The sequence below is a fragment of the Streptomyces sp. NBC_01341 genome, assembly GCF_035946055.1.
Taxonomy (GTDB): domain Bacteria; phylum Actinomycetota; class Actinomycetes; order Streptomycetales; family Streptomycetaceae; genus Streptomyces.
Genome location: NZ_CP108364.1, coordinates 5,385,648 through 5,410,966 on the forward strand (window position 1 = coordinate 5,385,648; position 25,319 = coordinate 5,410,966).

A 25,319-nucleotide genomic window follows, 5' to 3' on the forward strand; every position below is an offset into this window, starting at 1 on the left:
CGGCCGCGTGGCACAGTGGCGCGCATGGCCGCGCCGCAGATCAGCTCCCTCCGCCCCGTCCGCTTCGCCGTGCCCGAGGACGAGGCCGAGCTTGCGGAGCTCGACCGGGAGACGTGGTCGGGCCTCCACTCCGTACAGCCGAGGCCGCAGCCGCCCTACGCACCCTTCTTCGACGACCGGAACACGCCGGGGGACTTCCTGGTCGCCGACGCCGTCACCGAGGACGGGGAGAGGCCGGCGGGCTACCTCCGGCTGGGGCGCCCGACACTCCTCGCCTGCAACGCCCACGTACGCCAGATCCAGGGCCTCGCCGTCGCCGAGTGGGCGCGGCGCCACGGCATCGCACGGGCCCTCCTGCACGCCGCCTGCACGGAGGCGCGTCGGCAGGGCGCGGGGCGGCTCACCCTGCGCGTGCTCGGGCACAACAGCCCCGCTCGGGCGCTCTACGCGGCGGAGGGGTTCGCCGTCGAGGGAATACTGCCCGGGGAGTTCTACCTGCACGGCCGCTACGTCGACGACGTCCTGATGGGCCGTTCGCTCACCGCCTGAGGGCTCCCCGGCGTGACCCCGGTGTCAGGCCGTCCCGAAGCGTTCCCAGAGCGCCGGGTAGCGTTCCGCGAGCACCCCGTCGTCGTCGAGGCCGAAGGGTGTGCCCTCCGGCTTCGCGGCCTGCGGCGGCAGCCCGAGGTCGGGCGCGACCACCCCGGTGAGCTGTTCGTAGGCCTCGTCGGCGGCGAAGCCGATCTCCTCGCCGTCCCCGTCGAGCTCCTCGCCGAAGTCGTCCAGCAGTTCGGCGAGGCTGTCGGGATCGTGCATCGCCCCCTCGAAGACCTCCCGGCCCTGGGCGATCAGCCAGCAGCGGAAGTAGTCGAACGCGTCGTCGCTCGCCCCGCCGAGCAGCACGGCCGCCGCGCCCCACAGGTCCCAGCGGTAAGCACGGTTGTAGCGGGCCTCGAAGTGCCGGGCGAAATCCAGCACCGAGTCGGGATCGAGCCGCACCAGCCGTTCGACGAGCAGATCGGCATGGTCCTCGGGGTCGCCCTCGGCGGCCTCGCGGGTGCTGTCGATGATCTGCCAGAACTCCGTCTCGTCCATCACGGGTCCAGCATCTGCCCCGACGACGGGCGACGCACGCCCAGACACCGAAAAGAGGCCTTCGGCTTCACTTCCGGGGACGTTCAGCCATAGAGGTCGCGCAGCCGTTCGGCCGTATCGGCAAAACGTTCGCGCAGGACGGCGGGCGCGAGGACCTCTGCTTCCGGCCCGAGGGCCAGCAACTGCTCGTAGGCCACGTCGGCTGACTCGACCGGCAGGACGACCGTGCGCAGCCCGTCGGCGTCCGGGCCGTCCGCCCCGGCCAGGGCCTCCTCGGCCGCGGCCCGGTCCACGGTGTGCGGCAGCCGGCGCACACCCGCCTCCGACAGCCGCACCGTCACCTCCGTGCGCAGGATCGACCGGGCGAACTGCGCCGCCCGCTCCTCCCAGAAGCCCGGCAGGTCGAAGTCCTCGTCCCGCTCGAAGCGGGTTCCTGACACGGCGACCGCGGTGAACCGGTCGATGCGGTACACCCGGACGTCCTCGCCCGCCCGCGCGCAGACGTACCAGACCCCGGCCTTCAGCACGAGTCCGTACGGTGCCAGCTCGCGCTCCACCTCGGCGCCGGGCTCGCGACGGTACCGCGCCCGGATGAGCCGGTCGTCCCAGACGGCCTCCGCCACGGCGGGCAGCAGCTCCGGGGTGACCGGGTCGTGGTACCAGCCGGGGGCGTCCAGGTGGAAGCGCCGGGCCGCCGTGTGCGAGGCGTCCCGGAGCGACGGGAGGAGGGCGGCCGAGACCTTGAGCCGTGCGGCCGACGCGGCGTCGTCGAGGCCCATCTCGCGCAGCGCGGAGGGCAGTCCGGACAGGAAGAGCGCCTCGGCCTCGTGGCGGGCCAGGCCGGTGAGGCGCGTCCGGTAGCCCCCGATGAGCCGGTAGCCGCCCGTCCGGCCGCGGTCGGCGTACACGGGCACCCCGGCCTCGGAGAGAGCCTGGGCGTCCCGGGTCACGGTGCGCTCCGACACCTCCAGCTCCCGCGCGAGTTCGGCGGCGGTCATGGAGGCGCGGGACTGCAGGAGCAGCACCATCTTGATCAGGCGGGCGGCACGCATACGGCCCATTGTGGCGCCCGGCGGTACGACGACGGGGGCGGGCACCGGCCGAACCCGGTACCCGCCCCCGCCGAGGACTCACATCCCGTACTTCTCCCGGGCCTCCTTGACCTTCGAGGCCGGGATCTCGCCGCGGCGGGCGAGCTGGGCCAGCGCGGCGACCGCGACCGACTCGGCGTCGACCCCGAAGTGGCGGCGCGCACCCGCGCGGGTGTCGGAGAGGCCGAAGCCGTCCGTGCCCAGCGAGGACCAGTCCTGCTCCACCCACTGGCTGATCTGGTCCGGTACCGCGCGCATCCAGTCGCTGACCGCGAGGACCGGGCCCGGCGCGCCGGAGAGCGCCTGGGTCACGTACGGCACGCGCTCCTCGCCGCGGAGCAGCGCCGCGTCGGAGTCCAGCGCGTCGCGGCGCAGCTCGCCCCACGAGGTGGCGGACCAGACGTCGGCCGTGACACCCCAGTCGGCGGCGAGCAGTTCCTGGGCCTCCAGGACCCAGTGGATCGCCGTACCCGAACCGAGGAGCTGGATGCGCGGGGCGTCCTCAGCCGCCGGCGCGCCCTCCTTGAAGCGGTACAGGCCCTTGACGATGCCCTCCTCGACGCCCTCGGGCATCGCGGGCTGCTGCTTCGGCTCGTTGTAGACCGTCAGGTAGTAGAAGACGTCCGAGTCCTCGCCGGGGGCCGCCTGGCCGTACATCCTCCGCAGACCGTCCTTGACGATCACCGCGATCTCGTACGCGAACGCCGGGTCGTAGTTGAGCGACGCCGGGTTCGTGGATGCGATCAGGTGCGAGTGGCCGTCCGCGTGCTGCAGGCCCTCACCGGTCAGCGTCGTGCGGCCCGCGGTGGCGCCGACGATGAAGCCCTTGCCGAGCTGGTCGGCGAGCTGCCACATCTGGTCGCCGGTCCGCTGCCAGCCGAACATCGAGTAGAAGATGTAGAACGGGATCATCGTCTCGCCGTGCGTCGCGTACGACGTGGCGGCGGCGATGAAGTCGGCCATGGCGCCGGCCTCGGTGATCCCCTCGTTGAGGATCTGGCCGTCCTTGGCCTCCTTGTAGTACATCAGCTGGTCGCGGTCGACCGGATCGTACGTCTGGCCGAGCGGCGAGTAGATCCCGGCCGACGGGAACAGCGACTCCATACCGAAGGTACGGGCCTCGTCCGGGACGATCGGAACCCAGCGCCTGCCGGTCTCCTTGTCCCGCATCAGGTCCTTCACCAGGCGGACGAACGCCATGGTGGTCGCCATCTCCTGCTTGCCCGAGCCCTTGTACAGGGCCTTGAAGGCGCGCTCCTCCGGCTCCGGCAGGGCCACGGCGTGCACCCGGCGGGCGGGGGCCGGACCGCCGAGGGCGGCACGGCGCTCCTGGAGGTAACGGACCTCGGGGGAGTCGGCTCCCGGGTGGCCGTAGGGGACCAGCCCGTCCTCGAAGGCGCTGTCCGGGATCGGGAGGCCGAGCAGCTCGCGCATGCCCTTGAACTCGTCGATCGACAGCTTCTTCATCTGGTGGTTGGCGTTCTTGGACTCGAAGCCCTTGCCGAGCGTGTAGCCCTTGACCGTCTGGGCCAGGATCACGGTCGGCGCGCCCTTGTGCTCGACGGCGGCACGGTAGGCCGCGTACACCTTGCGGGCCTCGTGGCCGCCGCGGGAGCTGTAGAAGCACTCGGCGATCTTCGCGTCGCTCAGCAGCTTCGCCAGCTCGGCGAGCGCGGGCTCGGTGCCGAAGAAGTGCTCGCGGATGTAGGCCACGTCGCGGGTGGCGTACGTCTGGAACTGCGCGTCCGGGACCTCGCGGAGGCGGCGGATCAGCGCGCCCGTGGTGTCCAGCTGGAACAGCTCGTCCCAGGCGTTGCCCCAGAGCGTCTTGATGACGTTCCAGCCGGCTCCGCGGAACGCGCCCTCCAGCTCCTGCACCACGCGGAAGTTGGCGCGGACGGGGCCGTCGAGGCGCTGCAGGTTGCAGTTGATGACGAAGGTCAGGTTGTCGAGCTGCTCACGCGCCGCGAGGGCGAGGGCGGCGGTCGACTCGGGTTCGTCCATCTCGCCGTCGCCGAGGAAGGCCCAGACGTGGGAGTTCGACGTGTCCTTGATGTTGCGGTTCGCCAGATAGCGGTTGAAGCGCGCCTGGTAGATGGCCGAGAGCGGGCCGAGGCCCATCGACACGGTGGGGAACTCCCACAGCCAGGGCAGCCGCCGCGGGTGCGGGTAGGACGGCAGGCCGTCACCGCCCGACTCCTGGCGGAAGTTGTCGAGCTGCTGCTCGCTGATGCGGCCGTCGAGGAAGGCGCGGGCGTAGATGCCGGGCGAGGCGTGGCCCTGGATGTAGAGCTGGTCGCCGGAGCCGTCACCCTCCTTGCCGCGGAAGAAGTGGTTGAAGCCGGTCTCGTACAGCCAGGCCGCCGAGGCGAACGTGGCGATGTGGCCGCCGACGCCGTACCGGGCGCCCCGGGTGACCATCGCGGCCGCGTTCCAGCGGTTCCACGCGGTGATCTTGGATTCCATCTCCAGGTCGCCGTCGAAGGCGGGTTCCGCGGAGGTGGGGATGGTGTTGACGTAATCGGTCTCCAGCAGCTTGGGCAGCGCGATGCCGGCGCCCTCGGCGTGCTGGAGCGAGCGCCGCATCAGGTACGCGGCGCGGTGCGGGCCCGCGGCCTTGGTGACGGCGTCCAGGGAGGCCGCCCATTCGGCGGTCTCCTCGGGGTCGCGGTCCGGGAGCTGGTCGAGCTCGCTCGGAAGCTTTGCTACGGGGTCGGTCATGATCGCCGCCTTCCGGAGTGGAGGGGGGTGGAGAAGGCCCTGGCTGGCAGGACAGGGCGATCGGGCCGGTGGGCCCGCGAGTGAACTGTAAGTCGCCGATCGATGATCGATCAAAGGATGAAGGGCAAAACTTCTCGATATGAAGAAAAGTGGCATGCGGTGCCGCGAAACAGGGCACGGAGTGACGGGATCAAAGGGGTGAACCGGACCTCGAGGTGCACAGCAGAGCGCCCGGCGCCGCAGATGGGCGCGCAGGTCAGGCCGCCTCTCACGCGCGCGGGGCGCACCCGAGGACGTGCTCCTTCACCAGGACGGCGATCTGCGGGTCCCGCCGCAGGAACGCCTCGATGAGCGCCTCGTGCTCCTCCGCGTACGACTTCTGCACCGTGCCCAGCCAGCGGATCGACAGAGCCGTGAACACCTCGATGCCCAGCCCCTCCCAGGTGTGCAGCAGAACGGCGTTCCCGGCGGCCCGCACCATCTCCCGGTGGAAGGCCACCGTGTGCCGCACCTGCGCCTCGCCGTCGGCCAGCCGGTCCGCCTCGTAGAGGGCCGCCACGTGCGGAGCGAGCGCCGAGCAGTCCTCGCCGAGGGCCGGGGCCGCCAGCTCGGCCGCGATCTGCTCCAGCCCCGCCCGCACGGGATAGCTCTCCTCCAGGTCCGCCGCCGTCAGGCTGCGCACCCGGACGCCCTTGTTGGGAGCCGACTCGATCAGCCGGAGCGTCTCCAGCTCGCGCAGCGCCTCGCGCACCGGGGTCTGGCTGACCTCCAGCTCCGTCGCGATGCGGCGCTCCACGATCCGCTCACCCGGCTTCCAGCGCCCGCTGACTATTCCCTCCACGATGTGCTCGCGGATCTGTTCGCGCAGCGAGTGGACGACGGGCGGGGTCATGAGGGGCTCCTTCGTGGCGAACCGTTGATGCCTGCACCGACAACGGCGGCCGGGAACGACCGGTGGTGTCTAGACAATACGGCGGCGCCCCCGCCCGGAAGTGTTCCGGACGGGGGCGCCGCTGGTGAGGCTGATTACAGCCGTACCGCTCAGAGACCGAGCTCGACCTCGAACTCGCCCGCCTCGAGGATCGCCTTGACCGTGGTCAGGTAACGGGCGGCGTCCGCGCCGTCCACCAGACGGTGGTCGTAGGAGAGCGAGAGGTAGGTCATGTCACGGATGCCGATGACCGTGCCCTCCGCCGTCTCGATGACCGCCGGACGCTTGACCGTGGCACCGATGCCCAGGATGGCGGCCTGGTTCGGGGGCACGATGACCGTGTCGAACAGCGCGCCGCGCGAACCGGTGTTGCTGACGGTGAAGGTCGCGCCGGACATGTCGTCCGGAGTCAGGCCGCCACCGCGCGCCTTGCCGGCCAGCTCGGCGGTCTTCTTCGCGATACCGGCGATGTTCAGGTCGCCCGCACCCTTGATGACCGGGGTCATCAGACCCTTCTCGGCGTCCACGGCGATGCCGATGTTCTCCGAGTCGAAGTACGTGACGGTGCCCTCGTCCTCGTTGATCCGGGCGTTGACGACCGGGTGGGCCTTCAGCGCCTGGGCCGCCGCCTTCACGAAGAACGGCATCGGGGACAGCTTGACGCCCTCACGGGCGGCGAAGGACTCCTTCGCCTGGTTGCGCAGCTTCATCAGCTTCGTGATGTCGACCTCGAGGACCGTGGTCAGCTGGGCCTGCGAGTGCAGCGCCTTCATCATGTTGTCGCCGATGAGCTTGCGCATGCGGGTCATCTTGACCGTCTGACCGCGCAGCGGGGACGCCTCCAGCTTCGGCGCGGCCTTGGCCGCGGGAGCGGCGACGGCCGGAGCCGGAGCGGCGGCGGCTGCCTTGGCGGCCTCCGCGGCGGCGGCGACGTCCTGCTTGCGGATGCGGCCACCGACGCCGGTGCCCTTGACCGAACCCAGGTCGACGCCGTTCTCGGCGGCGAGCTTGCGGACCAGCGGCGTGACGTACGCGCCGTCGTCACCGGAAGGCGCGGACGGGGCGGCCGGCGCCGGAGCCTGCGCGGCCGGGGCGGGCGCGGCAGGCGCAGGCGCGGGTGCGGCTGCGGGTGCCGGTGCTGCGGGTGCCGGTGCGGCGGGTGCCGGAGCCTGTGCGGCCGGGGCGGGTGCCGCCGGAGCCGGAGCGGCGGCGGGGGCCGGTGCGGCCTCGGCCGGAGCAGCGGCGGGTGCGGCGGCGGGGGCCGGTGCGGCGGCGGCCGGAGCAGCGGCGGGTGCGGCCCCCGGAGCACCGATGACGGCGAGCTTGGCGCCGACCTCGGCGGTCTCGTCCTCACCGACGACGATCTCCAGCAGCACACCGGCGACGGGGGAGGGGATCTCGGTGTCGACCTTGTCCGTGGAGACCTCGAGCAGGGGCTCGTCCTCCGCGACCTCCTCGCCGACCTCCTTCAGCCAGCGGGTGACGGTGCCCTCGGTGACGCTCTCACCGAGTGCGGGGAGGGTGACGTCGGTGCCGGAGGCGCCACCGGCCGGGGCGGCTGCGGGGGCCGGGGCCTCCGCAGCGGGGGCCTCGGCGGCGGGCGCCTCGGGGGCGGGGGCCTCGGCGGCCGGGGCCGGAGCGGCCTCCGGCTCGGCGGCCGGCGCGGACTCGGCCGCGGGTGCGCCCGAACCGTCGTCGATGACGGCCAGCTCGGCGCCGACCTCGACGGTCTCGTCCTCAGCGACCTTGATGGACGAGAGCACGCCCGAAGCGGGGGCCGGGATCTCGGTGTCGACCTTGTCGGTCGAGACCTCGAGCAGCGGCTCGTCGGCCTCGACGCGCTCGCCCTCGGCCTTCAGCCAACGGGTGACAGTGCCCTCGGTGACGCTCTCGCCGAGCGCCGGAAGGGTTACGGAAACCGACATGGTTTCAGTTGCTCCTTACAAAAGTGCGGATGTGGTCGGTCGTCGCCCGGGACTTGATCAGTCGTGGGAGTGGAGGGGCTTGCCGGCCAGGGCCAGGTGTGCCTCGCCCATGGCCTCGTTCTGCGTCGGGTGGGCGTGGATGAGCTGCGCGACCTCGGCCGGCAGCGCCTCCCAGTTGTAGATCAGCTGGGCTTCGCCGACCTGCTCGCCCATACGGTCACCGACCATGTGGACGCCGACCACGGCACCGTCCTTGACCTGGACGAGCTTGATCTCGCCCGCGGTCTTCAGGATCTTGCTCTTGCCGTTGCCCGCCAGGTTGTACTTGAGCGCGACGACCTTGTCCGCGCCGTAGATCTCCTTGGCCTTGGCCTCCGTGATGCCGACCGAAGCGACCTCGGGGTGGCAGTACGTCACCTTCGGCACGCCGTCGTAGTCGACCGGCACGGTCTTGAGGCCGGCCAGACGCTCCGCCACGAGGATGCCCTCGGCGAAGCCGACGTGCGCGAGCTGGAGAGTCGGGACCAGGTCGCCCACGGCAGAGATCGTCGGGACGTTGGTCTGCATGTACTCGTCGACGAGGACGTAGCCGCGGTCCATCGCGACACCCGCCTCCTCGTAGCCCAGACCCTGGGAGACGGGACCGCGGCCGATCGCGACCAGCAGCACCTCCGCCTCGAAGGTCTTGCCGTCGGCGAGGGAGACCTTCACGCCGTCCTGCGTGTACTCGGCCTTGTCGAAGAAGGTGCCGAGGTTGAACTTGATGCCGCGCTTGCGGAACGCGCGCTCCAGGAGCTTCGAGCTGTTCTCGTCCTCGACCGGGACGAGGTGCTTCAGGCCCTCGACGATCGTGACGTCGGTGCCGAAGGACTTCCACGCCGAGGCGAACTCGACGCCGATGACGCCGCCGCCCAGAACGATCGCGGACTTGGGCACACGGTCCAGCTTCAGCGCGTGGTCCGAGGAGATGATGCGGTTGCCGTCGATCTCCAGGCCCGGCAGCGACTTCGGCACGGAGCCGGTCGCCAGGAGCACGTGGCGGCCCTGTACGCGCTCGCCGTTCACGTCCACCGAGGTGGCCGACGACAGGCGGCCCTCACCCTCGATGTAGTGGACCTTGCGCGAGGCGATGAGTCCCTGCAGGCCCTTGTAGAGGCCCGAGATCACGTCGTCCTTGTACTTGTGGACGGCCGCCATGTCGATGCCCTCGAAGGTGGCCTTCACGCCGAACTGCTCGGCCTCGCGGGCCTGGTCGGCGATCTCGCCGGCGTGCAGCAGCGCCTTCGTGGGGATGCAGCCGTTGTGCAGGCAGGTGCCGCCGACCTTGCCCTTCTCGATCAGTGCGACGTCCAGGCCCAGCTGAGCTCCGCGCAGGGCCGCGGCGTAACCGCCGCTGCCACCGCCGAGGATCACTAGGTCGAAAACGGTGCTGGCGTCGTTCGCCACGTCACGTCCTCCATGCATGTGCGCCGTATGCCGGGCCCCGTCGCTGGGGTGTGACCGGCCGGTCGGCTGGTGTTCGGCCGCTTGCGTTATTCGGCCCTGTGGTGGGGGCCCTGTCCTGCCGAGAACCCATCTTCGCACTTGTTGCGGGCGGACGGGACGCGGGCCCCTGCTCCGGGCCGGACGATCACCGGGCCCGAACGGTTACCGATGCGTACAGATCTCCGGAAAAAGCCGGTCGGAGCCGAAGGGTGAACGCCCACGGCCCCGGACGTATGCCCGGGGCCGTGTACGGCGCGCGAGCACCGCGGGTGGAGCGTCCGTGCGGGACGGCCGGCCCGGACCTCAGCCGAGGTCGCCGGCCGCCGTGCGCTCGGCCAGCTTGACCAGGGTGCGGACCGCGGAACCGGTGCCGCCCTTGGGCGTGTAGCCGTACGGGGCGCCCTCGTGGAACGCCGGGCCCGCGATGTCCAGGTGCGCCCAGGCGATGCCCTCGCCCACGAACTCCTTGAGGAACAGACCGGCCACGAGGCCGCCGCCCATGCGCTCGCCCATGTTGGCGATGTCGGCGGTCGGGGAGTCCATGCCCTTGCGCAGGTCGGCGGGGAGCGGCATCGGCCACGAGGCCTCGCCGACCTCCTCGGCGATCTCGTGGATCGACGTACGGAACGCGTCGTCGTTGGACATCACACCGAAGGTGCGGTTGCCGAGGGCGAGGACCATCGCACCGGTCAGGGTCGCGACGTCGACGATGGCGTCGGGCTTCTCCTCCGAGGCGCGGGTCAGCGCGTCGGCGAGGACCAGACGGCCCTCGGCGTCCGTGTTGAGGACCTCGACGGTCTTGCCGCTGTACATGTGCAGCACGTCACCCGGGCGGGTGGCGTTGCCGGAGGGCATGTTCTCGGCGAGGGCCAGCCAGCCGGTGACGTTGACCTGGAGGCCGAGGCGGGACGCCGAGACGACGGCGGCGAACACGGCGGCCGCGCCGCTCATGTCGCACTTCATCGTCTCGTTGTGGCCGGCCGGCTTGAGCGAGATGCCGCCCGAGTCGTAGGTGATGCCCTTGCCCACGAGGGCCAGGGTCTTCTCGGCCTTGGGGTGGGTGTAGGCCAGCTTGACCAGGCGCGGTCCGTGGGTGGAGCCCTGGCCGACGCCGAGCAGGCCGCCGTAGCCGCCCTTGACGAGCGCCTTCTCGTCGAGGACCTGCACCTTGATGCCGTGCTCCTTGCCGGCGGCGGTGGCCACGGCTGCGAAGGACTCGGGGTACAGGTCGTTCGGCGGGGTGTTGATCAGGTCGCGGGCCCGGTTGATCTCCTCGGCCACCGCGACGGCGCGCTCGGCGGCCGCCTTGAAGGCCTTGTCGCGCGGCTTGGTGCCGAGCAGGGCGACCTCGCCGAGCGGCAGCTTCCTGGCGTCGGGCTTGGCGCCCTTGGGGGCGAGCTTGTTCTCGCCGCCCTGGTAGGCGGTGAAGGCGTACGCGCCGAGGAGGGCACCCTCCGCGACGGCCGAGGCATCCTCGACGGACTCGGTCGGCAGCGCGAATCCGGCCTTCTTCGAGCCCTTCAGCGCACGTGCGGCGCTGCCGGCGGCCCGGCGGAGCGTCTCGGCGTCGTAGGCCTCGTCCTTCTCCGGGACCGGACCGAGTCCGACCGCGATGACGACGGGGGCCTTCAGGCCGGAGGGGGCGGGGAGCTTGGTCACTTCGCCCTCGGCCCCGGAGGCGCCCAGGGTCTCCAGGACGGCGGCGAGCTTTCCGTCGAACGCCTTGTCCACGGCCTCGGCGCCCGGTGCCACGACCAGGCCCCCGGACTTGGACCCAGCGCCCTTGGCGATACCGACGACGAGTGCGTCGGCGCGCAGCGTCGCCGCACCTGAGGTGCTGAGAGTGAGAGCAGTCACGGTGGTGGAATCTCGCTTCCGTTGAGTTGTGTGCCGGTCGAGGGGTGGGCCGACCGGGCCCGGCACATCGCGGACGCCGCCGCAATGTGCCGGTAATGAGCCTACGCGCGCCCGGGTCCCGGGCTCACGGGGGCGGGGCCGTCCGGTGGGCGGGGGTGCGCGGTGCGGCGCCCGCAGGGCCCCTGGCGGCCTCCGCTCGGACCCGGCCGGTCAGCCCAGCGCCAGCGCCAGCAGGGCCGTGGTGGCCGCGGTCTCCTCCAGTGCGCCGAACACGTCGCCGGTCACCCCGCCGAAGCGCCGCACGCAGTGACGCAGCATCAGGTGCGCGGCGCCGGTGCCCGCCAGGACCGCGAGCGCCTGGTGAAGGGCCGCGCCGTGTCCGCCCAGCAGGGCGCCGCCCCCCGCGCAGCAGGCGACCACGACGCAGGCCGCCGCCGCCGCACCCGGCGGCGGCACCGTACCCGCCACCGCCGCGCCGAGGCCCTCCGGTCGCGCCGCCGGGACACCGCGGCGCGAGGCGAGCGTCAGCGCGAGCCTGGCCGTGACGGCGGCGGCCACCGTGCCCAGCGCGCCGTCGGCCCATCCGCGGCCGTACAGCTCGAAGAGGGCGGCGACCTGCGCCAGCAGCACGAACAGCAGGGTGACCACGCCGAACGGGCCGATGTCCGACTGCTTCATGATCCGCAGGGCGGCCTCGGCCGGTTTCGCGCTGCCGAGCCCGTCGGCGGTGTCCGCGAGCCCGTCCAGGTGCAGCCCTCTGGTCACCGCGGCCGGGAGCGCGGCGGAGGCGACCGCCGCCACCAGCGGTCCCGCCCCGCCGAGCAGCAGCAGGCTCCCCGGGACGGCCGCGAGCAGGCCCACGGCGAGCCCGGCGAGCGGAGCGCACAGCATGCCCGCGCGGGCGGTTCCGCGGTCCCAGCGGGTGACGCGGACGGGGAGCGCGGTCAGGGTGCCGAAGGCGAAACGCAGGCCGTGGCTGTTCAGGGAGGTCACCGCGCGCACGCTAGCCGGTGTGACCGGGCGCCAGATGGGGCAAAGTAGCTCGAAAGCCGCATAGGTGGGTCTCCGGATGGAGGTGGCATGGGTCACTGGTTCCAGCAGAACATCGTCGAGCCTGGCAAGCTCCCGCTGCTGATCGCCCTGAGCGCCTTCGTGCTGACCTTCGCCGTCACCCGGATGATCACCCGCCTGATCAGAGCGGGGAAGGGGCCGTTCCGCAACATCACACCCGGCGGTGTGCACGTCCACCACGTGGTGCCGGGCGTCGTGCTCTCGGTGGTCGGAGGGTTCGGCGCGGTCGCGAGCGGTCAGCAGGGCGTGACCGCCGGGGTCTTCGCGGTCGTCTTCGGCCTCGGCGCGGGCCTCGTGCTCGACGAGTTCGCGCTGATCCTGCACCTGGACGACGTGTACTGGACCGAGGAGGGCCGGCAGAGCGTGGAGGTCGTCGTCCTCACCGCCTCGCTCGTCCTGCTCGTGCTGCTCGGTTTCTCACCGCTCGGCGTGGACGAGCTGACGGGTGAGCAGCAGCAGGGCAGGCTGGGCGTCGTCCTGACCTACGTCGCCAACTTCGGCTTCGTGCTCATCGCCCTGTTCAAGGGCAAGGCCCGGATGGCGGTGATCGGGACCCTCATCCCGTTCATCGCGCTGATCGGGGCGATCCGGCTGGCCCGGCCCGCCTCGCTCTGGGCGAAGCGCTTCTACCGACGCCGCCACAGGGCCCGCGCCAGAGCGGTGCTGAGGGCCTATCACCACGACGTGCGCTGGGCCGGACCCCGGCGCCGCTTCCAGGACCTGATCGGCGGGGCTCCGGACAGGACCCCGCTCCCGGGGCCCCGGCCCGGTGCCGGTCCCTGAGGGCCACCCGACAGGCTCTGAGACGCTCAGGCGGTCGTCCCCGCGGGCCGCGGGTCCCCGGGCGCCTCGCCGTCCTCCGCCCGGTCCACGTCCTGCGAGGCGTCCTCGGAAGGCTTCTCCTCGTCCCCGGCGGACTCCCGTACCCGCTCGGGGAGTTCCGCCGCGAGCGCCGCCGCGGCCTGGACGAGCGGAAGGGCCAGCAGCGCGCCGCTCCCCTCACCGACCGTCACCCCGTGGTCCAGCAGCGGTGTCAGAGCCATCCGGTCCAGCGCCTTCGCCTGCGCGGGCTCGCCGCTCACCTGGCCGGCGAGCCACCAGTCGGGAGCCCGGAAGGCCGCCCGCTGGGCCACCAGTGCGCACGCGGCCGAGACCACGCCGTCCAGCACCACGGGCATCCGGCGCACCGCGCTCTGCAGCAGGAAGCCGGTCATCGCCGCCAGATCCGCGCCGCCCACCGCCGCCAGCAGCTCCAGCTGGTCACCGAGTACGGGGCGGGCCCGCCGCAGCGCGTCCCGGATCGCCGCGCACTTGCGCATCCACGCCAGGTCGTCGATGCGGGCGCCACCGCGCCCGGTCACCACCGAGGCGTCCGTGCCGCACAGGGCCGCGATCAGGGTCGAGGCCGCCGTCGTACCGCCGACGCTGAGATCCCCCAGCACCACCAGGTCCGTGCCGGAGTCGGCCTCCTCGTCGGCGACGCGCATCCCGAGGCGTACGGCCCGCTCGGCCTCCTCGGCCGTGAGCGCGTCCTCGATGTCGATCCGGCCGCTGCCCCGCCGCACCCGGTCGCGCACGACGGCGTCCGGCAGCAGCTCGGGGTCGCAGTCCAGGCCGGCGTCCACGATCCGTACCGGCACGGAGAGGCGGCGGGCCAGCACGGCGACGGTGCTGGCGCCGTCCAGCGTGGCCCGTACCAGCTGGTGCGCGGTCCCGGCGGCCCGGCCGGAAACCCCCAGCTCGGCGACCCCGTGGTCCCCGGCGAACAGCACGACGCGCGGGTGGTCCACCGGCTTGACCGGCACCGACTGCTGGGCGGCCGAGAGCCATTCACCCAGTTCGTCGAGCCGGCCGAGGGCGCCCACGGGCACGGCCAGCCGTTCCCGGCGTTCCTCGGCGTCACGCCGCACACCCCCGTCGGGGCGTTCGATCAGGTCGGAGAAGTCGTCCAGATTCACGGGGGTCTGCCTCGCGGGTCGTCACAGGGTGGGCCGGAACCCGCTGGGGGTTCCTGTCGGGAACAGTACCCGGCAGCCCCGCACGCCTCCCCGTCCCCGCACCCCACGGCGATCAGCCGCGCAGCACCAGGGCCCGCCCGGCCACCACCAGCAGCACCTCCTCGCACTCGGCGGCGAACGCGGCGTTCAGGCGGCCCAGTTCGTCCCGGAAGCGCCGTCCGGAGGCCGTCGCCGGAACCACGCCCGAACCGACCTCGTTCGTCACCGCGACGACCGTACGACGCGTTCCGCGCACCGCGCGGACCAGCTCGGCGACCCGCTCGCGCAGCTTCTCCTGCCCGCCGTCCGTCCACCCGGTGTCGTCCCACGCGTCCACCCGGTCCATGGCGTCCGTCAGCCACAGCGACAGGCAGTCGATCAGAAGGGGCGGCCCGTCCTGCTCCAGCAGTCCCGCCAGTTCGCACGTCTCCTCGGTGCGCCACGCCGCCGGCCTGCGCTCCCGGTGCAGCCCGATCCGGGCCTCCCACTCCGTATCGCCCTGCCGGCGGCCACCCGTCGCCACGTACACCACCTCGGGGTACGTCTCCAGGCGCTGTTCGGCCTCCACCGACTTCCCCGACCGGGCACCGCCCGTCACCAGCGTGCGCCGGGGCACCTCGGGCACGGCGTGGTACGCGCCCACCGGCAGGGTCGTCCCGTCCGGCGCGGCCCGTGCCCCGGCGGACGCGAGCCGCCGGTCCAGCTCGGCACCGGGCGGCGCGTCGTGGTCCAGGTGGACCGCGACGACCTCGGTGGCGGTGGTGACCGCCCCGACGGCCCGCAGCCTGGCCACGGCGTCCGGCCGGCCGAGCACGTCGCACACGACCATGTCGTAGGGCTCGGCGAACGGATCGGCCAGACCGGCGGGGGAGGCCCCGGGAGGCAGATAGAGCAGGCGCTCGCCCTCGGGCGACGTCACCTCGTAGCCGGTGCCCGGCGCGTCCATCGCCATGGCGCGGACCCGGTGGCCGCTGATCAGTGTCAGCTCCTGGCCGTCCGGCACCCGTCCGGCGGCGGGCAGAGAGGCGGGAAGTTCCACCGCCGGCCCGTCATGAGGATGGGTCAGCAGCACCTGGCGCACGCCCGAGAGCGAACGCCCGGCGCGCGCCGCGGCGAACACGGCTCCCGGTGTGAGGTCCAGCAGCAGTGCGTCGTCGACGAGCAGCGCGGTGGCGGCGCGGGCCCGCGCACCGCGGGACGACGCGCAGACGGCGCACGGGCAGTCGGGCCGCGGCAGCCCGTCAGGGGCTCCGGTGCCGAGCAGAGTCAGTTCCACGCTCCGATCCTCCCGTGTCAGTGAAGCACCTGCGCGCCCGGCACACCCACTAGTCTTCTGGGAGCAACGTGACCCAGGAGGCGGACATGGCGTGGACGTGGCGGTTCGAGAAGTCCGACGGTACGGAGACGGAGCCGGCGCTGCAGCCGGAGGAGTTCACGACGCAGGGCGACGCGGAGTCCTGGATCGGTGAGTTCTGGAAGGAGCTCCTGGAAGGCGGCGCGGACCAGGTGTCGCTCTTCGAGGACGCGACGAAGATCTACGGACCCATGAGTCTCCAGGCCGACTGAGGCTCCCTGACCCGCCCGGACCCCGGGCGGGTCACCGCCGGACGGTGCGGGGTTCCCGCTCCCTGATCCAGCCTGATCCGAACGGAAGACCCTAGATCTCGCCCAGGGTGACCTGGACCGTCTTCTTCGCGTCCCCCCGGGTGTACGCCACGGTGACCTTCTCGCCCGGCTTGTCACCCGCCAGCGCCTCCGAGAGCGAGGTGATGGTGGTGACCCGGTCGTCGCCGATCCGGGTGATGACGTCCCCGACGCGCAGACCCGCGTCGGCGGCCCCGCCGCCCTTCTGGACGCTGACGATCGCGACGCCCGCCGGCCGGTACTCGTCGTCGACGACGGTGCGTCCCGTGATGTTCAGCGCCGCCCGGCCCGAGTCGGTGACCTTGCCGGACTTGATGATCTGGTCGGCGACCGTGCGGACCATGGAGACGGGGATCGCGAAACCGATCCCCGGTGCCGCGCTGTCGCCCAGCTGGGGATCCGTCGCCGCGAGGGTCGGGATGCCGATCACCTCGCTGTCCAGGTTCACCAGCGCGCCGCCACTGTTGCCGGGGTTGATGGCCGCCGACGTCTGCACCATGTCGGCCAGGGTCGCCCCCGTGCCGCCGCCGGAGGTGCTCTCACTGACGGTCCGGCCCACGGCCGAGACGATGCCCTGGGTGACGCTGCTGGACAGGCCGAGCGGGGAACCCATCGCCAGGACGATCTGCCCCACCTCGACCGTGTCGGTGTCGCCGAAGCGCGCGGCGCGCAGTCCCGCGGGCACGTCGTCGAGCTTGACGACCGCCAGGTCCTGCTCCGGGTAGGAGGAGACCAGGGTGGCCTTCAGCTCCTTCTCACCGGTCGCGACACTGACGGCGAAGGTCTTCTCGCTGCCCACGACGTGCGCGTTCGTGACGATGTGGCCCTTGTCGTCGTAGACGATGCCCGAGCCGAGCCCGTCACCGGCGGCGATCTGCACCACGGAGGGCAGCACGTCCTTGATGACCGCCTGGTACTGGTCCTCGAGGTCGCCGGCCGCCCGCGACACCACTCCCTGCTGTGCCGGAGCCGCCGCCGGGGCGGAGCCGGGCCCCGCACAGCCCCCCGCCAGGACGACCGCGCACACTGCGGCGGCCGACGGCATGAGGGAACGGCGTACACGGCTTCGGCACGGCGATGCGTCCATGCCCGGAGTATGGCCAGGCCGCCAAGCCGGTGCCCTGCGCTGGTGGGCCGATCAGGCGTACGTCCCGGCCCGGTTCAGCCGCGTACCCCGCACAGGTGCAGCAGGGCGGCGACCCCGCGGTACGGGTCGGTGCGCCCCGCGCGGTCCTCGGCGGCGAACACCCGCGCCAGCTCCTCGGGGCCGGGCAGCTCCGCCGCGTTGTCCACGTTGTCCGTGAAGACGCGCACGCCGTACCAGGCGTGCAGCGGCGCGGCGATGCCGGCGAGCGTGTTCCGCAGGATCCCGAGCCGGTCGGCCCGGACCTCGAGGCCGAGCCTGTTCGTGTAGGTGTCCGTGTCGAACGCCGCGAGAGCCGCGCCGAAGTCGCCCGCGGTCCCGGGCCGCATCGCCAGAGCGTCCGCGTTGCGCACGAGCAGCGAGAGGAGGCCGCCGGGTGCCAGCATCCGGGCCAGGCCGGCCAGCATCGGATCGGGCTCGGAGACATACATCAGCACGCCGTGGCAGAGGACCACGTCGAAACTGCCGGGCAGGAAGTGCACCCCGGTGTCGCGGCCGTCCCCCTCGATGAGGCGCACCCGCTCCCGGATGCCTTCGGGCTCGCCCGCGAGGGACTCCCGCGCGGACCTCAGCATCTCGGCGTCGGACTCGAGGCCCGTCACGGAATGGCCGGCCCGCGCGAGGCGCAGGGCCTGGGTGCCCTGGCCCATGCCGACGTCGAGCACCCGCAGCCGCTGCCCCACGGGGAAGCGCCCGGCTATCTGCTCGTCGAGCTGCCGGGCGACGAGCTCCTGGCGGACCGTGTTGCGCAGTCCACCGAGCCCTTCCAGCCACCGGGAGGACACCCCCGTGAAGCCGGAGGTCTCCGTGCTCAGGGTCGCTCTCCCCGCTTGGCCTGCGGCTTGGGCAGACGAAGACGGCGCATCTGCAGCGTCCGCATCAACCCGTAGGCCACCGCGCCGCGCTTCGGGGTGTCCGGGAAGCGCTGCGCGAGCTGCCTCTTGAGCCGGAATCCGAGACCGATGGAGTCGACGACGATCAGCACGATCACGCCGAGCCAGAGCAGCAGCGAGATGTTCTGGATGTTCTGCACCTGGATCACGCTGAGGATCAGGATGATCACCGCGAGAGGGAGGAACCACTCCGCGATGCAGAAGCGCGAGTCCACGAAGTCACGGACGTAGCGCCGCACCGGGCCCTTGTCGCGGGCCGGCAGGTAGCGCTCGTCGCCCGAGGCGAGCGCCTCGCGCTGCCGGGCCATGTCGGAGCGGCGGGCTTCGCGCTGGCGCTTGGCGGCCTCCTTGCGGTCCGTCGGCGCACTACTGGAGGCACGCCGCCGCTGCGTCTGGGCGTCGCTGCGCCGGGGGGTGGGGCGACCTTTGGGAGCCTGGGGGTCGCGGGGCTGCTTGGAGAGGTCCGCCGTCACCTTGTCGGTGGGGGCCTTCTCTTCCTTGGAACGGCTACGGAACACAAAACCCAAGGGTAAGGGGTCGCCCGGGACAACCGGGGACCGGCCGGGAACGATCCGGCAACGGCCCGCGTCCCGAAAAGTGGCGTGACAGGGGCAGAACGGACTGTTGCCGCGACTTTCCCTGATCTTCGTCTACTCCCTGGGCGGGAGCGGTCACCGGCGGCAGTCGTCCTTGGGGAGGAGCACATCCGTGCTCGAACAGTGCGGTAATGGAGACAGGGCCCGTACTGTGGGTTCTGTTGGAGTGCTGGAGCTCAGTCCGTCAGAAGGGGGCGCGCGAAGCCCATGAGCGGTGTCATGAAGCGTATGGGAATGATCTTCCGCGCGAAGGCAAACAAGGCCCTTGACCGGGCCGAGGATCCGCGCGAGACCCTCGATTACTCGTACCAGAAGCAGCTCGAACTGCTGCAGAAGGTACGCCGCGGCGTCGCCGATGTGGCGACCTCGCGCAAGCGGCTGGAGCTGCAGCTGAACCAGCTGCAGGGTCAGTCGTCCAAGCTGGAGGACCAGGGCCGCAAGGCGCTCGCGCTCGGTCGCGAGGACCTGGCCCGCGAGGCGCTGTCCCGGCGCGCCGCCCTCCAGCAGCAGGTCTCCGACCTCGAGACGCAGCACCAGACACTGCAGGGCGAGGAGGAGAAACTCACTCTCGCGGCCCAGCGCCTGCAGGCCAAGGTCGACGCCTTCCGCACGAAGAAGGAGACCATCAAGGCCACCTACACCGCCGCCCAGGCCCAGACCCGGATCGGCGAGGCCTTCTCGGGCATCTCCGAGGAGATGGGCGACGTCGGCCTCGCGATCCAGCGGGCCGAGGACAAGACCCAGCAGCTGCAGGCGCGTGCGGGGGCCATCGACGAGCTGCTGGCATCGGGCGCACTCGACGACTCGTCCGGCACGGCGAAGGACGACATCGCCGCCGAGCTGGACCGGATCTCCGGTGGTACGGATGTGGAGCTGGAGCTGCAGCGCATGAAGGCCGAGCTGGCCGGCGGCTCCGCCGGAGAGCAGCAGGCCATCGAGGGCGGCACGCAGGACGCGGAACCGCAGTCGCAGCAGTCCCCGCACAAGTTCGACAAGCAGTGAGGGTGGCGTCATGATCGTACGGATCATGGGGGAGGGCCAGGTCAGCCTGGCCGACAGTCACATCGCCGAGCTGAACGAGCTCGACGACATACTCCTCGGGGAGATGGAGAGCGGTGACGGACCGGGCTTCCGGACCACGCTCCACGCGCTCCTGGACAAGGTGCGCGAGCTCGGCTCGCCGCTCCCCGACGACTCCCTGGAGCCGTCCGAACTGATCCTTCCGGCACCCGACGCCACCCTCGAAGAGGTGCGCTCCATGCTCCGCGACGACGGGCTCATCCCCGGCTGAACGGGGCCACCTCTCCGCCGCACTCCTCACGCCGCCCCGCTCCGGTCCCTCCGGGGCGGGGCGGCGTGCTGCCGGTGCGCCTCCTCGAGCGGCGTTCCGGCGGCGGACCCGCCCCGGTGCTGTGACGGCGTCCTGACACGTCACGGACCGCGGCGTCGACGACACGCCGTACCGTTGCTCGGCGTGACCCCCCTCGGAACCGGCTTCGTGCGGCCCCGCCGCTGGCTTCGCGGCCATCCCCTCGCCTTCGACCGAGGGCTGGCCGCGGCCGTGCTCGCCTGCATGATCTGCGTGTCGTTCGCCGAGCCGAACCCGGGCCACGAGCCCATCTTCGGCGCCCGCACCCCGGAACCGTCCAGTGTGCTGCTGATGGTGCTCGCCGCCGGTGCGCTCGTGCTGCGCCGGCGCAGGCCCATGGCCGTGCTCGCCGTGACGGGACTGCTGTCCGCCGTCGAGTTCGTCCTGATGGACCCGCCCGCCCCCGTCGTGATGAGCACGGTCATCGCCCTGTTCACCGTCGCGTCCCGCACCGACCGGCCCACCACCTGGCGGGTCGGTCTGCTGACCATGGGGGTGCTGACCGTGACCGCCATGGTCGTCGGCAGCACCCCCTGGTACAGCCAGGAGAACGTCGGCGTCCTCGCCTGGACCGGCCTGGCAGGCGCCGCCGGGGACGCGGTGCGCAGCCGGCGGGCGTTCATCGACGCGATCAGGGAGCGGGCCGAGCGCGCGGAACGCACCCGCGAGGAGGAGGCCCGCCGCAGGGTCGCCGAGGAGCGCCTGCGGATCGCCCGGGACCTGCACGACGTCGTCGCCCACCACATCGCCCTGGTCAACGTGCAGGCCGGGGTGGCCGCCCACGTCATGGACAAGCGCCCCGACCAGGCGAAGGAGGCACTCGCCCACGTACGGGAGGCCAGCCGCTCCGCGCTCAACGAGCTCCGGGCCACCGTCGGGCTCCTGCGCCAGTCCGGCGATCCGGAGGCGCCGACCGAACCCGCTCCCGGGCTCGCGGTCCTCGACGCCCTGGTCGACACCTTCCGCAACGCGGGGCTGCCCGTCGAGGTGGCCTGCGCCGACCGGGACAGCCCGCTGCCGGCCGCCGTCGACCTCGCCGCGTACCGGATCATCCAGGAGGCCCTGACCAACGTGCGCAAGCACGCGGGGGGAGAAGCGAAGGCCGAGGTCAGCGTCGTCCGCGTCGGGGAGACCGCGGAGATCACCGTGCTCGACAACGGGAGAGGCGCGGCGCCGGGCCCGGCAACCTCCTCCGACGGCGGTGGCCACGGCCTGATCGGCATGCGCGAGCGGGTCACCGCCCTCGGCGGCACACTGACGGCCGGCCCCCGTTACGGGGGCGGTTTCCGGGTCCATGCGATCCTGCCCGTCATGTCCCGCACACGTGCGCCGGAGGGGCCGGTCACCGCGGAGACGACGGGGGGATCCGCATGACGACGCCTATCAAGGTGCTGCTGGCCGACGACCAGGCGCTGCTCCGCAGCGCGTTCCGGGTGCTGGTGGACTCCGAGCCGGACATGCGGGTCGTGGGTGAGGCCGCGGACGGTGCCGAGGCCGTCTCCCTGGCCCGCTCGACCCTCGCCGACGTCGTGCTGATGGACATCCGGATGCCGGGCACCGACGGACTCGCCGCCACCCGGATGATCAGCGCCGACCCCGACCTGGCAGGCGTACGGATCGTCATGCTCACCACCTTCGAGGTGGACGACTACGTGGTGCAGTCCCTGCGGGCCGGCGCCTCCGGGTTCCTCGGCAAGGGTGCGGAGCCGGACGAGCTGCTGAACGCCATCCGCCTCGCCGCGGCCGGCGAGGCACTGCTCTCCCCGGCCGCGACGAAGGGCCTCATCGCCACCTTCCTGGCCCAGGGCGGCACCGTGGGCGAGGGACCCGACGCGGCGGAGTACTCCGCGCGCCTCGCGGCCCTCACCCAACGCGAGCGTGAGGTCCTCGTGCTGGTCGCCGGCGGCCACTCCAACGACCAGATCGCCGAGCGCCTCGCCGTCAGCCCGCTCACCGTGAAGACGCACGTCAACCGGGCGATGGCCAAGCTGGGTGCGCGCGACCGCGCCCAGTTGGTCGTCATCGCGTACGAATCGGGTCTGGTGCGCCCCAGGGTGGAGTGAGGGGTGGAGGCGGCCTGCTCCCGGGTGGAGCGAAAGGTGGAGGCGGCGTACTCCAGGCGCGGTATGCGCGGGATAAGAAAGCAACCCGGGGGCCGACGTTTTCGCGCGCGGGACCGGCGATCGTATAGGTGGGCGGGCTGTGTCCCCTGCTGTGTCACCCGTCGTGTCCCCTGTCGTGTCCCCGTCGTGTCACCGAACAGCCGCCCAACTGCCGCGTACGCCACAGAAGAGAGACCCACCCATGTCCTGGCTGTCCAGATTCAGCCTCGCGCAACGGGCCCTGATCGGGCTGATCTCGATCGTCGCGCTCGTCTTCGGAGCCATCGCGATCCCGCAGCTCAAGCAGCAGCTGCTGCCCACCATCGAACTCCCGATGGTGTCGGTGCTGGCGCCCTACCAGGGTGCGTCTCCCGACGTGGTCGAGAAGCAGGTCGTCGAGCCCCTCGAGAACTCCATCAAGACCGTCGACGGCGTCGAGGGCATCACCTCGACGGCCAGCGAGGGCAACGCCGTCATCATGGCGACGTTCGACTTCGGTGACGACGGCACGAAGCAGCTCGTCGCCGACATCCAGCAGGCCGTGAACCGCGCCCGCATCCAGCTGCCCGACGACGTCGACCCGCAGGTCATCGCCGGCTCGACCGACGACATCCCGACCGTCGTCCTCGCGGTCACCTCCGACAAGGACCAGCAGGCGCTGGCCGACCAGCTCGACCGTACCGTCGTCCCGGCGCTCGAGGACATCGACGGCGTGGGCCAGGTGACGGTCGACGGCGTGCAGGACCTCCAGGTCTCCGTGGTCCCGGACGACCGGAAGCTCGCCGCGGCCGGTCTGAACGCCGGCTCGCTGGCCCAGGCACTCCAGGCGGGCGGCGCCACCGTCCCGGCCGGTTCGTTCTCCGAGTCGGGCAAGAGCCGCACCATCCAGGTCGGCGGTTCCTTCTCCTCGCTCCAGCAGATCGAGGACCTGAGGATCCCGCCGGCCGGCAAGGACGCGGGCAAGGGCGGCAAGGCCGTCCGCGTCGGCGACATCGCCACGGTGAAGGAGGAGCCCGCCACCGCTGTCTCCATCACGCGTACGAACGGCAAGCCGAGCCTCGCCGTCATGGCGACGATGGACAAGGACGGCAGCGCCGTCGCCATCTCGGACGCCGTCCAGGACAAGCTCCCGGACCTGCGCAAGGACCTCGGCGCCTCCGCCGAGCTGACCGTCGTGTCCGACCAGGGGCCCGCCGTCTCCAAGGCGATCTCCGGTCTCACCACCGAGGGCGGGCTCGGCCTGATCTTCGCGGTCGTCGTGATCCTGGTCTTCCTCGCGTCGATCCGTTCGACGCTGGTCACCGCTGTCTCCATCCCACTGTCCGTGGTTCTGGCGCTGATCGTGCTCTGGACCCGTGACCTGTCGCTGAACATGCTCACGCTCGGGGCGCTGACCATCGCGATCGGCCGCGTCGTCGACGACTCGATCGTGGTCCTGGAGAACATCAAGCGCCACCTCGGTTACGGCGAGGAGCGGCAGTCGGCGATCATCGCCGCCGTCCGGGAGGTGGCCGGCGCGGTCACCGCGTCCACGCTCACCACCGTCGCCGTCTTCCTGCCCATCGGGCTGGTCGGCGGTATGGTCGGCCAGCTCTTCGGCTCGTTCTCCCTCACCGTGACGGCGGCGCTGCTGGCTTCACTGCTGGTCTCGCTGACCGTCGTACCGGTCCTTTCGTACTGGTTCCTGCGGCCCCCCAAGGGCACCGACGCCGACCCGGACGAAGCGCGCCGCAAGGCCGAGGAGAAGGAAGCCGCGAGCCGGCTCCAGCGGATCTACGTCCCCGTCCTGCGCTTCGCCACCCGGCGCCGCGTCACCAGCGTCCTCATCGCCTTCGCGGTCCTGTTCGGCACCTTCGGCATGGCGCCGCTCCTGAAGACGAACTTCTTCGACCAGGGCGAGCAGGAGGTCCTCTCCATCAAGCAGGAGCTGACTCCCGGCACCAGCCTGGAGGCGGCGGACGAGGCCGCGCGGAAGGTCGAGAAGGTCCTCGCCGCCGACAAGGGCGTCGAGGACTACCAGGTCACCGTCGGTTCCTCCGGCTTCATGGCGGCCTTCGGCGGCGGTACGGGCGCCAACCAGGCCTCCTACCAGATCACCCTCAAGGACTCGGCGGACTTCGACGCCACGCAGGAGCGGATCGACGAGGCCCTCGGCAAGCTCGACGGCATCGGCGACACCACGATCGCGGCGGGCGACGGGTTCGGCAGTCAGGACCTGAGCGTCGTGGTCAAGGCCGCCGACGCGGACGTCCTGAAGAAGGCGTCCGAAGCGGTCCGGGGAGAGGTCGCGAAGCTGAAGGACGTCACCGACGTCCAGAGCGACCTGGCGCAGAGCGTGCCGCGCATCTCGGTCAAGGCCAACGACAGGGCGGCGGACGCCGGATTCGACCAGACCACGCTGGGCGGAGTGGTCGCGGGTGCGGTGCAGGGCACCCCGTCCGGCAAGGCGATCATGGATGACGCCGAGCGCGACGTCGTCGTGAAGTCCTCGCGTCCGGCCACCACCATGGCCGAGCTGAAGGCGCTGCCCCTCGGCCCCGTGAAGCTCGGCGACATCGCCGACGTCGAACTGGTCCCCGGCCCGGTGTCCATGACCCGGATCGACGGTCAGCGCGCGGCGACGATCACCGCCAAGCCGACCGGTGACAACACCGGCGCGGTCAGCGCCTCGCTCCAGAGCAGGATCGACGGACTGGACCTCCCGGAGGGCGCCACCGCGACCATCGGCGGTGTCACGCAGGACCAGGGCGACGCCTTCGTGAAGCTGGGGCTGGCCATGCTGGCGGCCATCGCGATCGTCTTCATGCTGCTGGTGGCCACCTTCCGGTCGCTGATCCAGCCGCTGATCCTGCTGGTCTCCATCCCGTTCGCCGCGACCGGAGCCATCGGCCTGCTGGTCCTCACGGGCACCCCGATGGGTGTGCCGGCGATGATCGGCATGCTGATGCTGATCGGCATCGTGGTGACCAACGCGATCGTGCTCATCGACCTGATCAACCAGTACAGGTCGCAGGGCATGGGCGTCGTCGAGGCGGTCGTGGAGGGCGGTCGTCACCGTCTGCGCCCGATCCTGATGACGGCACTGGCGACGATCTTCGCGCTGCTCCCGATGGCGCTCGGCGTGACCGGAGAGGGCGGCTTCATCTCGCAGCCGCTGGCGGTCGTGGTGATCGGTGGTCTGATCACCTCCACGCTGCTGACGCTGCTCCTGGTGCCGACGCTCTACGCGGTGGTGGAGCTCCGCAAGGAGCGCCGCGCGAAGAAGAAGGCCGACAAGCGCGAGGCGAAGTCCGGTACGGCGGCCGCGGAGGCGCCGCAGGAGGTCTCCGCCGAGGAGCCGGAGCCCGCGAAGGCCTGACGGGCCGGCGCTTCGTGTGGAAGCGTTTCGCGGTGAAGAA

21 protein-coding genes are annotated in these 25,319 nt (G+C 71.8%); 8 read left to right on the plus strand and 13 right to left on the minus strand.

All coding sequences use genetic code 11. From position 1 onward, the window contains the following. Positions 1–24: 24 nt before the first annotated feature. Positions 25–549: a GNAT family N-acetyltransferase gene (locus tag OG206_RS23660; RefSeq protein ID WP_327119300.1), complete on the plus strand. Its 525-nt coding sequence runs from the start codon at positions 25–27 to the stop codon at positions 547–549. Positions 550–573: 24 nt separating this feature from the next. Here the strand turns inward: OG206_RS23660 and OG206_RS23665 are convergent, their stop codons facing one another. The 8 genes from OG206_RS23665 to OG206_RS23700 form a co-directional block, all read right to left on the minus strand. After that, positions 574–1,095 carry a DUF4240 domain-containing protein gene (locus OG206_RS23665; protein WP_327122380.1) on the minus strand — a complete coding sequence of 174 codons (522 nt, stop codon included), beginning with the start codon at positions 1,093–1,095 and terminating at the stop codon, positions 574–576. 83 nt (positions 1,096–1,178) lie between these two features. Beyond that, positions 1,179–2,147, minus strand: a complete 969-nt coding sequence (locus tag OG206_RS23670; RefSeq protein WP_327119302.1) for a helix-turn-helix transcriptional regulator — start codon at positions 2,145–2,147, stop codon at positions 1,179–1,181. A gap of 78 nt (positions 2,148–2,225) precedes the next feature. Next, positions 2,226–4,907: a pyruvate dehydrogenase (acetyl-transferring), homodimeric type gene (gene aceE / locus OG206_RS23675; protein ID WP_327119304.1), complete on the minus strand. Its 2,682-nt coding sequence runs from the start codon at positions 4,905–4,907 to the stop codon at positions 2,226–2,228. Between the two features lie 268 nt (positions 4,908–5,175). Further along, a complete protein-coding gene (locus tag OG206_RS23680; protein WP_327119306.1) occupies positions 5,176–5,799 on the minus strand; it encodes a GntR family transcriptional regulator in 624 nt (207 codons plus the stop codon). Positions 5,800–5,948: 149 nt separating this feature from the next. Then, entirely contained in the window at positions 5,949–7,763 is a 1,815-nt protein-coding gene (gene sucB, locus OG206_RS23685; RefSeq protein WP_327119308.1) for a 2-oxoglutarate dehydrogenase, E2 component, dihydrolipoamide succinyltransferase, read from the minus strand. A gap of 57 nt (positions 7,764–7,820) precedes the next feature. Next, positions 7,821–9,209, minus strand: a complete 1,389-nt coding sequence (gene lpdA, locus OG206_RS23690) for a dihydrolipoyl dehydrogenase (protein ID WP_327119310.1) — start codon at positions 9,207–9,209, stop codon at positions 7,821–7,823. Positions 9,210–9,551: 342 nt separating this feature from the next. Beyond that, entirely contained in the window at positions 9,552–11,105 is a 1,554-nt protein-coding gene (locus OG206_RS23695; RefSeq protein WP_327119312.1) for a leucyl aminopeptidase, read from the minus strand. Between the two features lie 210 nt (positions 11,106–11,315). Beyond that, positions 11,316–12,098, minus strand: a complete 783-nt coding sequence (locus OG206_RS23700) for an adenosylcobinamide-GDP ribazoletransferase (RefSeq protein ID WP_327119314.1) — start codon at positions 12,096–12,098, stop codon at positions 11,316–11,318. Between the two features lie 87 nt (positions 12,099–12,185). On the opposite strand from OG206_RS23700, the gene OG206_RS23705 reads away from it, so the two are divergent. After that, positions 12,186–12,959 (plus strand): hypothetical protein, encoded by a 774-nt coding sequence (locus tag OG206_RS23705; protein WP_327119316.1) that lies wholly within the window; start codon positions 12,186–12,188, stop codon positions 12,957–12,959. Between the two features lie 26 nt (positions 12,960–12,985). Here the strand turns inward: OG206_RS23705 and cobT are convergent, their stop codons facing one another. Both cobT and OG206_RS23715 read right to left on the minus strand, forming a co-directional pair. Beyond that, on the minus strand, positions 12,986–14,134 hold the full coding sequence (gene cobT / locus OG206_RS23710; RefSeq protein ID WP_327119318.1) for a nicotinate-nucleotide--dimethylbenzimidazole phosphoribosyltransferase: 1,149 nt from the start codon (positions 14,132–14,134) through the stop codon (positions 12,986–12,988). A gap of 112 nt (positions 14,135–14,246) precedes the next feature. Next, positions 14,247–15,449: a bifunctional adenosylcobinamide kinase/adenosylcobinamide-phosphate guanylyltransferase gene (locus OG206_RS23715; RefSeq protein WP_327119320.1), complete on the minus strand. Its 1,203-nt coding sequence runs from the start codon at positions 15,447–15,449 to the stop codon at positions 14,247–14,249. 86 nt (positions 15,450–15,535) lie between these two features. Here OG206_RS23715 and OG206_RS23720 point away from each other — a divergent pair, with 86 nt between their 5' ends. Beyond that, on the plus strand, positions 15,536–15,739 hold the full coding sequence (locus tag OG206_RS23720) for a hypothetical protein (protein WP_327119322.1): 204 nt from the start codon (positions 15,536–15,538) through the stop codon (positions 15,737–15,739). Positions 15,740–15,830: 91 nt separating this feature from the next. Here the strand turns inward: OG206_RS23720 and OG206_RS23725 are convergent, their stop codons facing one another. The 3 genes from OG206_RS23725 to OG206_RS23735 all read right to left on the minus strand — a co-directional run bounded on the left by OG206_RS23725 (position 15,831) and on the right by OG206_RS23735 (position 18,372). Continuing rightward, positions 15,831–16,904, minus strand: coding sequence for a S1C family serine protease (locus OG206_RS23725; protein ID WP_327119324.1), 1,074 nt, complete (start codon positions 16,902–16,904; stop codon positions 15,831–15,833). A 74-nt stretch (positions 16,905–16,978) separates the two neighbouring features. After that, positions 16,979–17,713: a class I SAM-dependent methyltransferase gene (locus OG206_RS23730; protein WP_327122381.1), complete on the minus strand. Its 735-nt coding sequence runs from the start codon at positions 17,711–17,713 to the stop codon at positions 16,979–16,981. 59 nt (positions 17,714–17,772) lie between these two features. Further along, entirely contained in the window at positions 17,773–18,372 is a 600-nt protein-coding gene (locus OG206_RS23735; protein WP_327119326.1) for a DUF3043 domain-containing protein, read from the minus strand. Positions 18,373–18,669: 297 nt separating this feature from the next. Here OG206_RS23735 and OG206_RS23740 point away from each other — a divergent pair, with 297 nt between their 5' ends. The 5 genes from OG206_RS23740 to OG206_RS23760 all read left to right on the plus strand — a co-directional run bounded on the left by OG206_RS23740 (position 18,670) and on the right by OG206_RS23760 (position 25,279). Beyond that, entirely contained in the window at positions 18,670–19,452 is a 783-nt protein-coding gene (locus tag OG206_RS23740; RefSeq protein WP_327119328.1) for a PspA/IM30 family protein, read from the plus strand. 10 nt (positions 19,453–19,462) lie between these two features. Continuing rightward, positions 19,463–19,741: a PspA-associated protein PspAA gene (pspAA, locus tag OG206_RS23745; protein WP_327119330.1), complete on the plus strand. Its 279-nt coding sequence runs from the start codon at positions 19,463–19,465 to the stop codon at positions 19,739–19,741. Positions 19,742–19,924: 183 nt separating this feature from the next. Next, on the plus strand, positions 19,925–21,193 hold the full coding sequence (locus tag OG206_RS23750; protein WP_327119332.1) for a histidine kinase: 1,269 nt from the start codon (positions 19,925–19,927) through the stop codon (positions 21,191–21,193). Continuing rightward, positions 21,190–21,882, plus strand: coding sequence for a response regulator transcription factor (locus tag OG206_RS23755; RefSeq protein ID WP_327119335.1), 693 nt, complete (start codon positions 21,190–21,192; stop codon positions 21,880–21,882). The genes OG206_RS23750 and OG206_RS23755 overlap by 4 nt, the downstream gene beginning before the upstream one ends. Positions 21,883–22,123: 241 nt before the next feature. After that, positions 22,124–25,279, plus strand: a complete 3,156-nt coding sequence (locus OG206_RS23760) for an efflux RND transporter permease subunit (protein WP_327119337.1) — start codon at positions 22,124–22,126, stop codon at positions 25,277–25,279. The last annotated feature ends 40 nt before the right edge of the window (positions 25,280–25,319 follow it).

What these genes read in the sequence shown, in the direction of transcription:
- OG206_RS23755 (WP_327119335.1), top strand. Translation starts at nt 21,190, where the DNA reads ATGACGACGCCTATCAAGGTGCTGCTGGCCGACGACCAGGCGCTGCTC.
- OG206_RS23725 (WP_327119324.1), bottom strand. Translation starts at nt 16,904, where the DNA reads ATGGACGCATCGCCGTGCCGAAGCCGTGTACGCCGTTCCCTCATGCCG.
- OG206_RS23760 (WP_327119337.1), top strand. Translation starts at nt 22,124, where the DNA reads ATGTCCTGGCTGTCCAGATTCAGCCTCGCGCAACGGGCCCTGATCGGG.
- OG206_RS23660 (WP_327119300.1), top strand. Translation starts at nt 25, where the DNA reads ATGGCCGCGCCGCAGATCAGCTCCCTCCGCCCCGTCCGCTTCGCCGTG.
- OG206_RS23680 (WP_327119306.1), bottom strand. Translation starts at nt 5,799, where the DNA reads ATGACCCCGCCCGTCGTCCACTCGCTGCGCGAACAGATCCGCGAGCAC.
- OG206_RS23740 (WP_327119328.1), top strand. Translation starts at nt 18,670, where the DNA reads ATGAAGCGTATGGGAATGATCTTCCGCGCGAAGGCAAACAAGGCCCTT.
- OG206_RS23720 (WP_327119322.1), top strand. Translation starts at nt 15,536, where the DNA reads ATGGCGTGGACGTGGCGGTTCGAGAAGTCCGACGGTACGGAGACGGAG.
- OG206_RS23705 (WP_327119316.1), top strand. Translation starts at nt 12,186, where the DNA reads ATGGGTCACTGGTTCCAGCAGAACATCGTCGAGCCTGGCAAGCTCCCG.
- sucB (WP_327119308.1), bottom strand. Translation starts at nt 7,763, where the DNA reads ATGTCGGTTTCCGTAACCCTTCCGGCGCTCGGCGAGAGCGTCACCGAG.
- OG206_RS23665 (WP_327122380.1), bottom strand. Translation starts at nt 1,095, where the DNA reads ATGGACGAGACGGAGTTCTGGCAGATCATCGACAGCACCCGCGAGGCC.
- pspAA (WP_327119330.1), top strand. Translation starts at nt 19,463, where the DNA reads ATGATCGTACGGATCATGGGGGAGGGCCAGGTCAGCCTGGCCGACAGT.
- OG206_RS23670 (WP_327119302.1), bottom strand. Translation starts at nt 2,147, where the DNA reads ATGCGTGCCGCCCGCCTGATCAAGATGGTGCTGCTCCTGCAGTCCCGC.
- aceE (WP_327119304.1), bottom strand. Translation starts at nt 4,907, where the DNA reads ATGACCGACCCCGTAGCAAAGCTTCCGAGCGAGCTCGACCAGCTCCCG.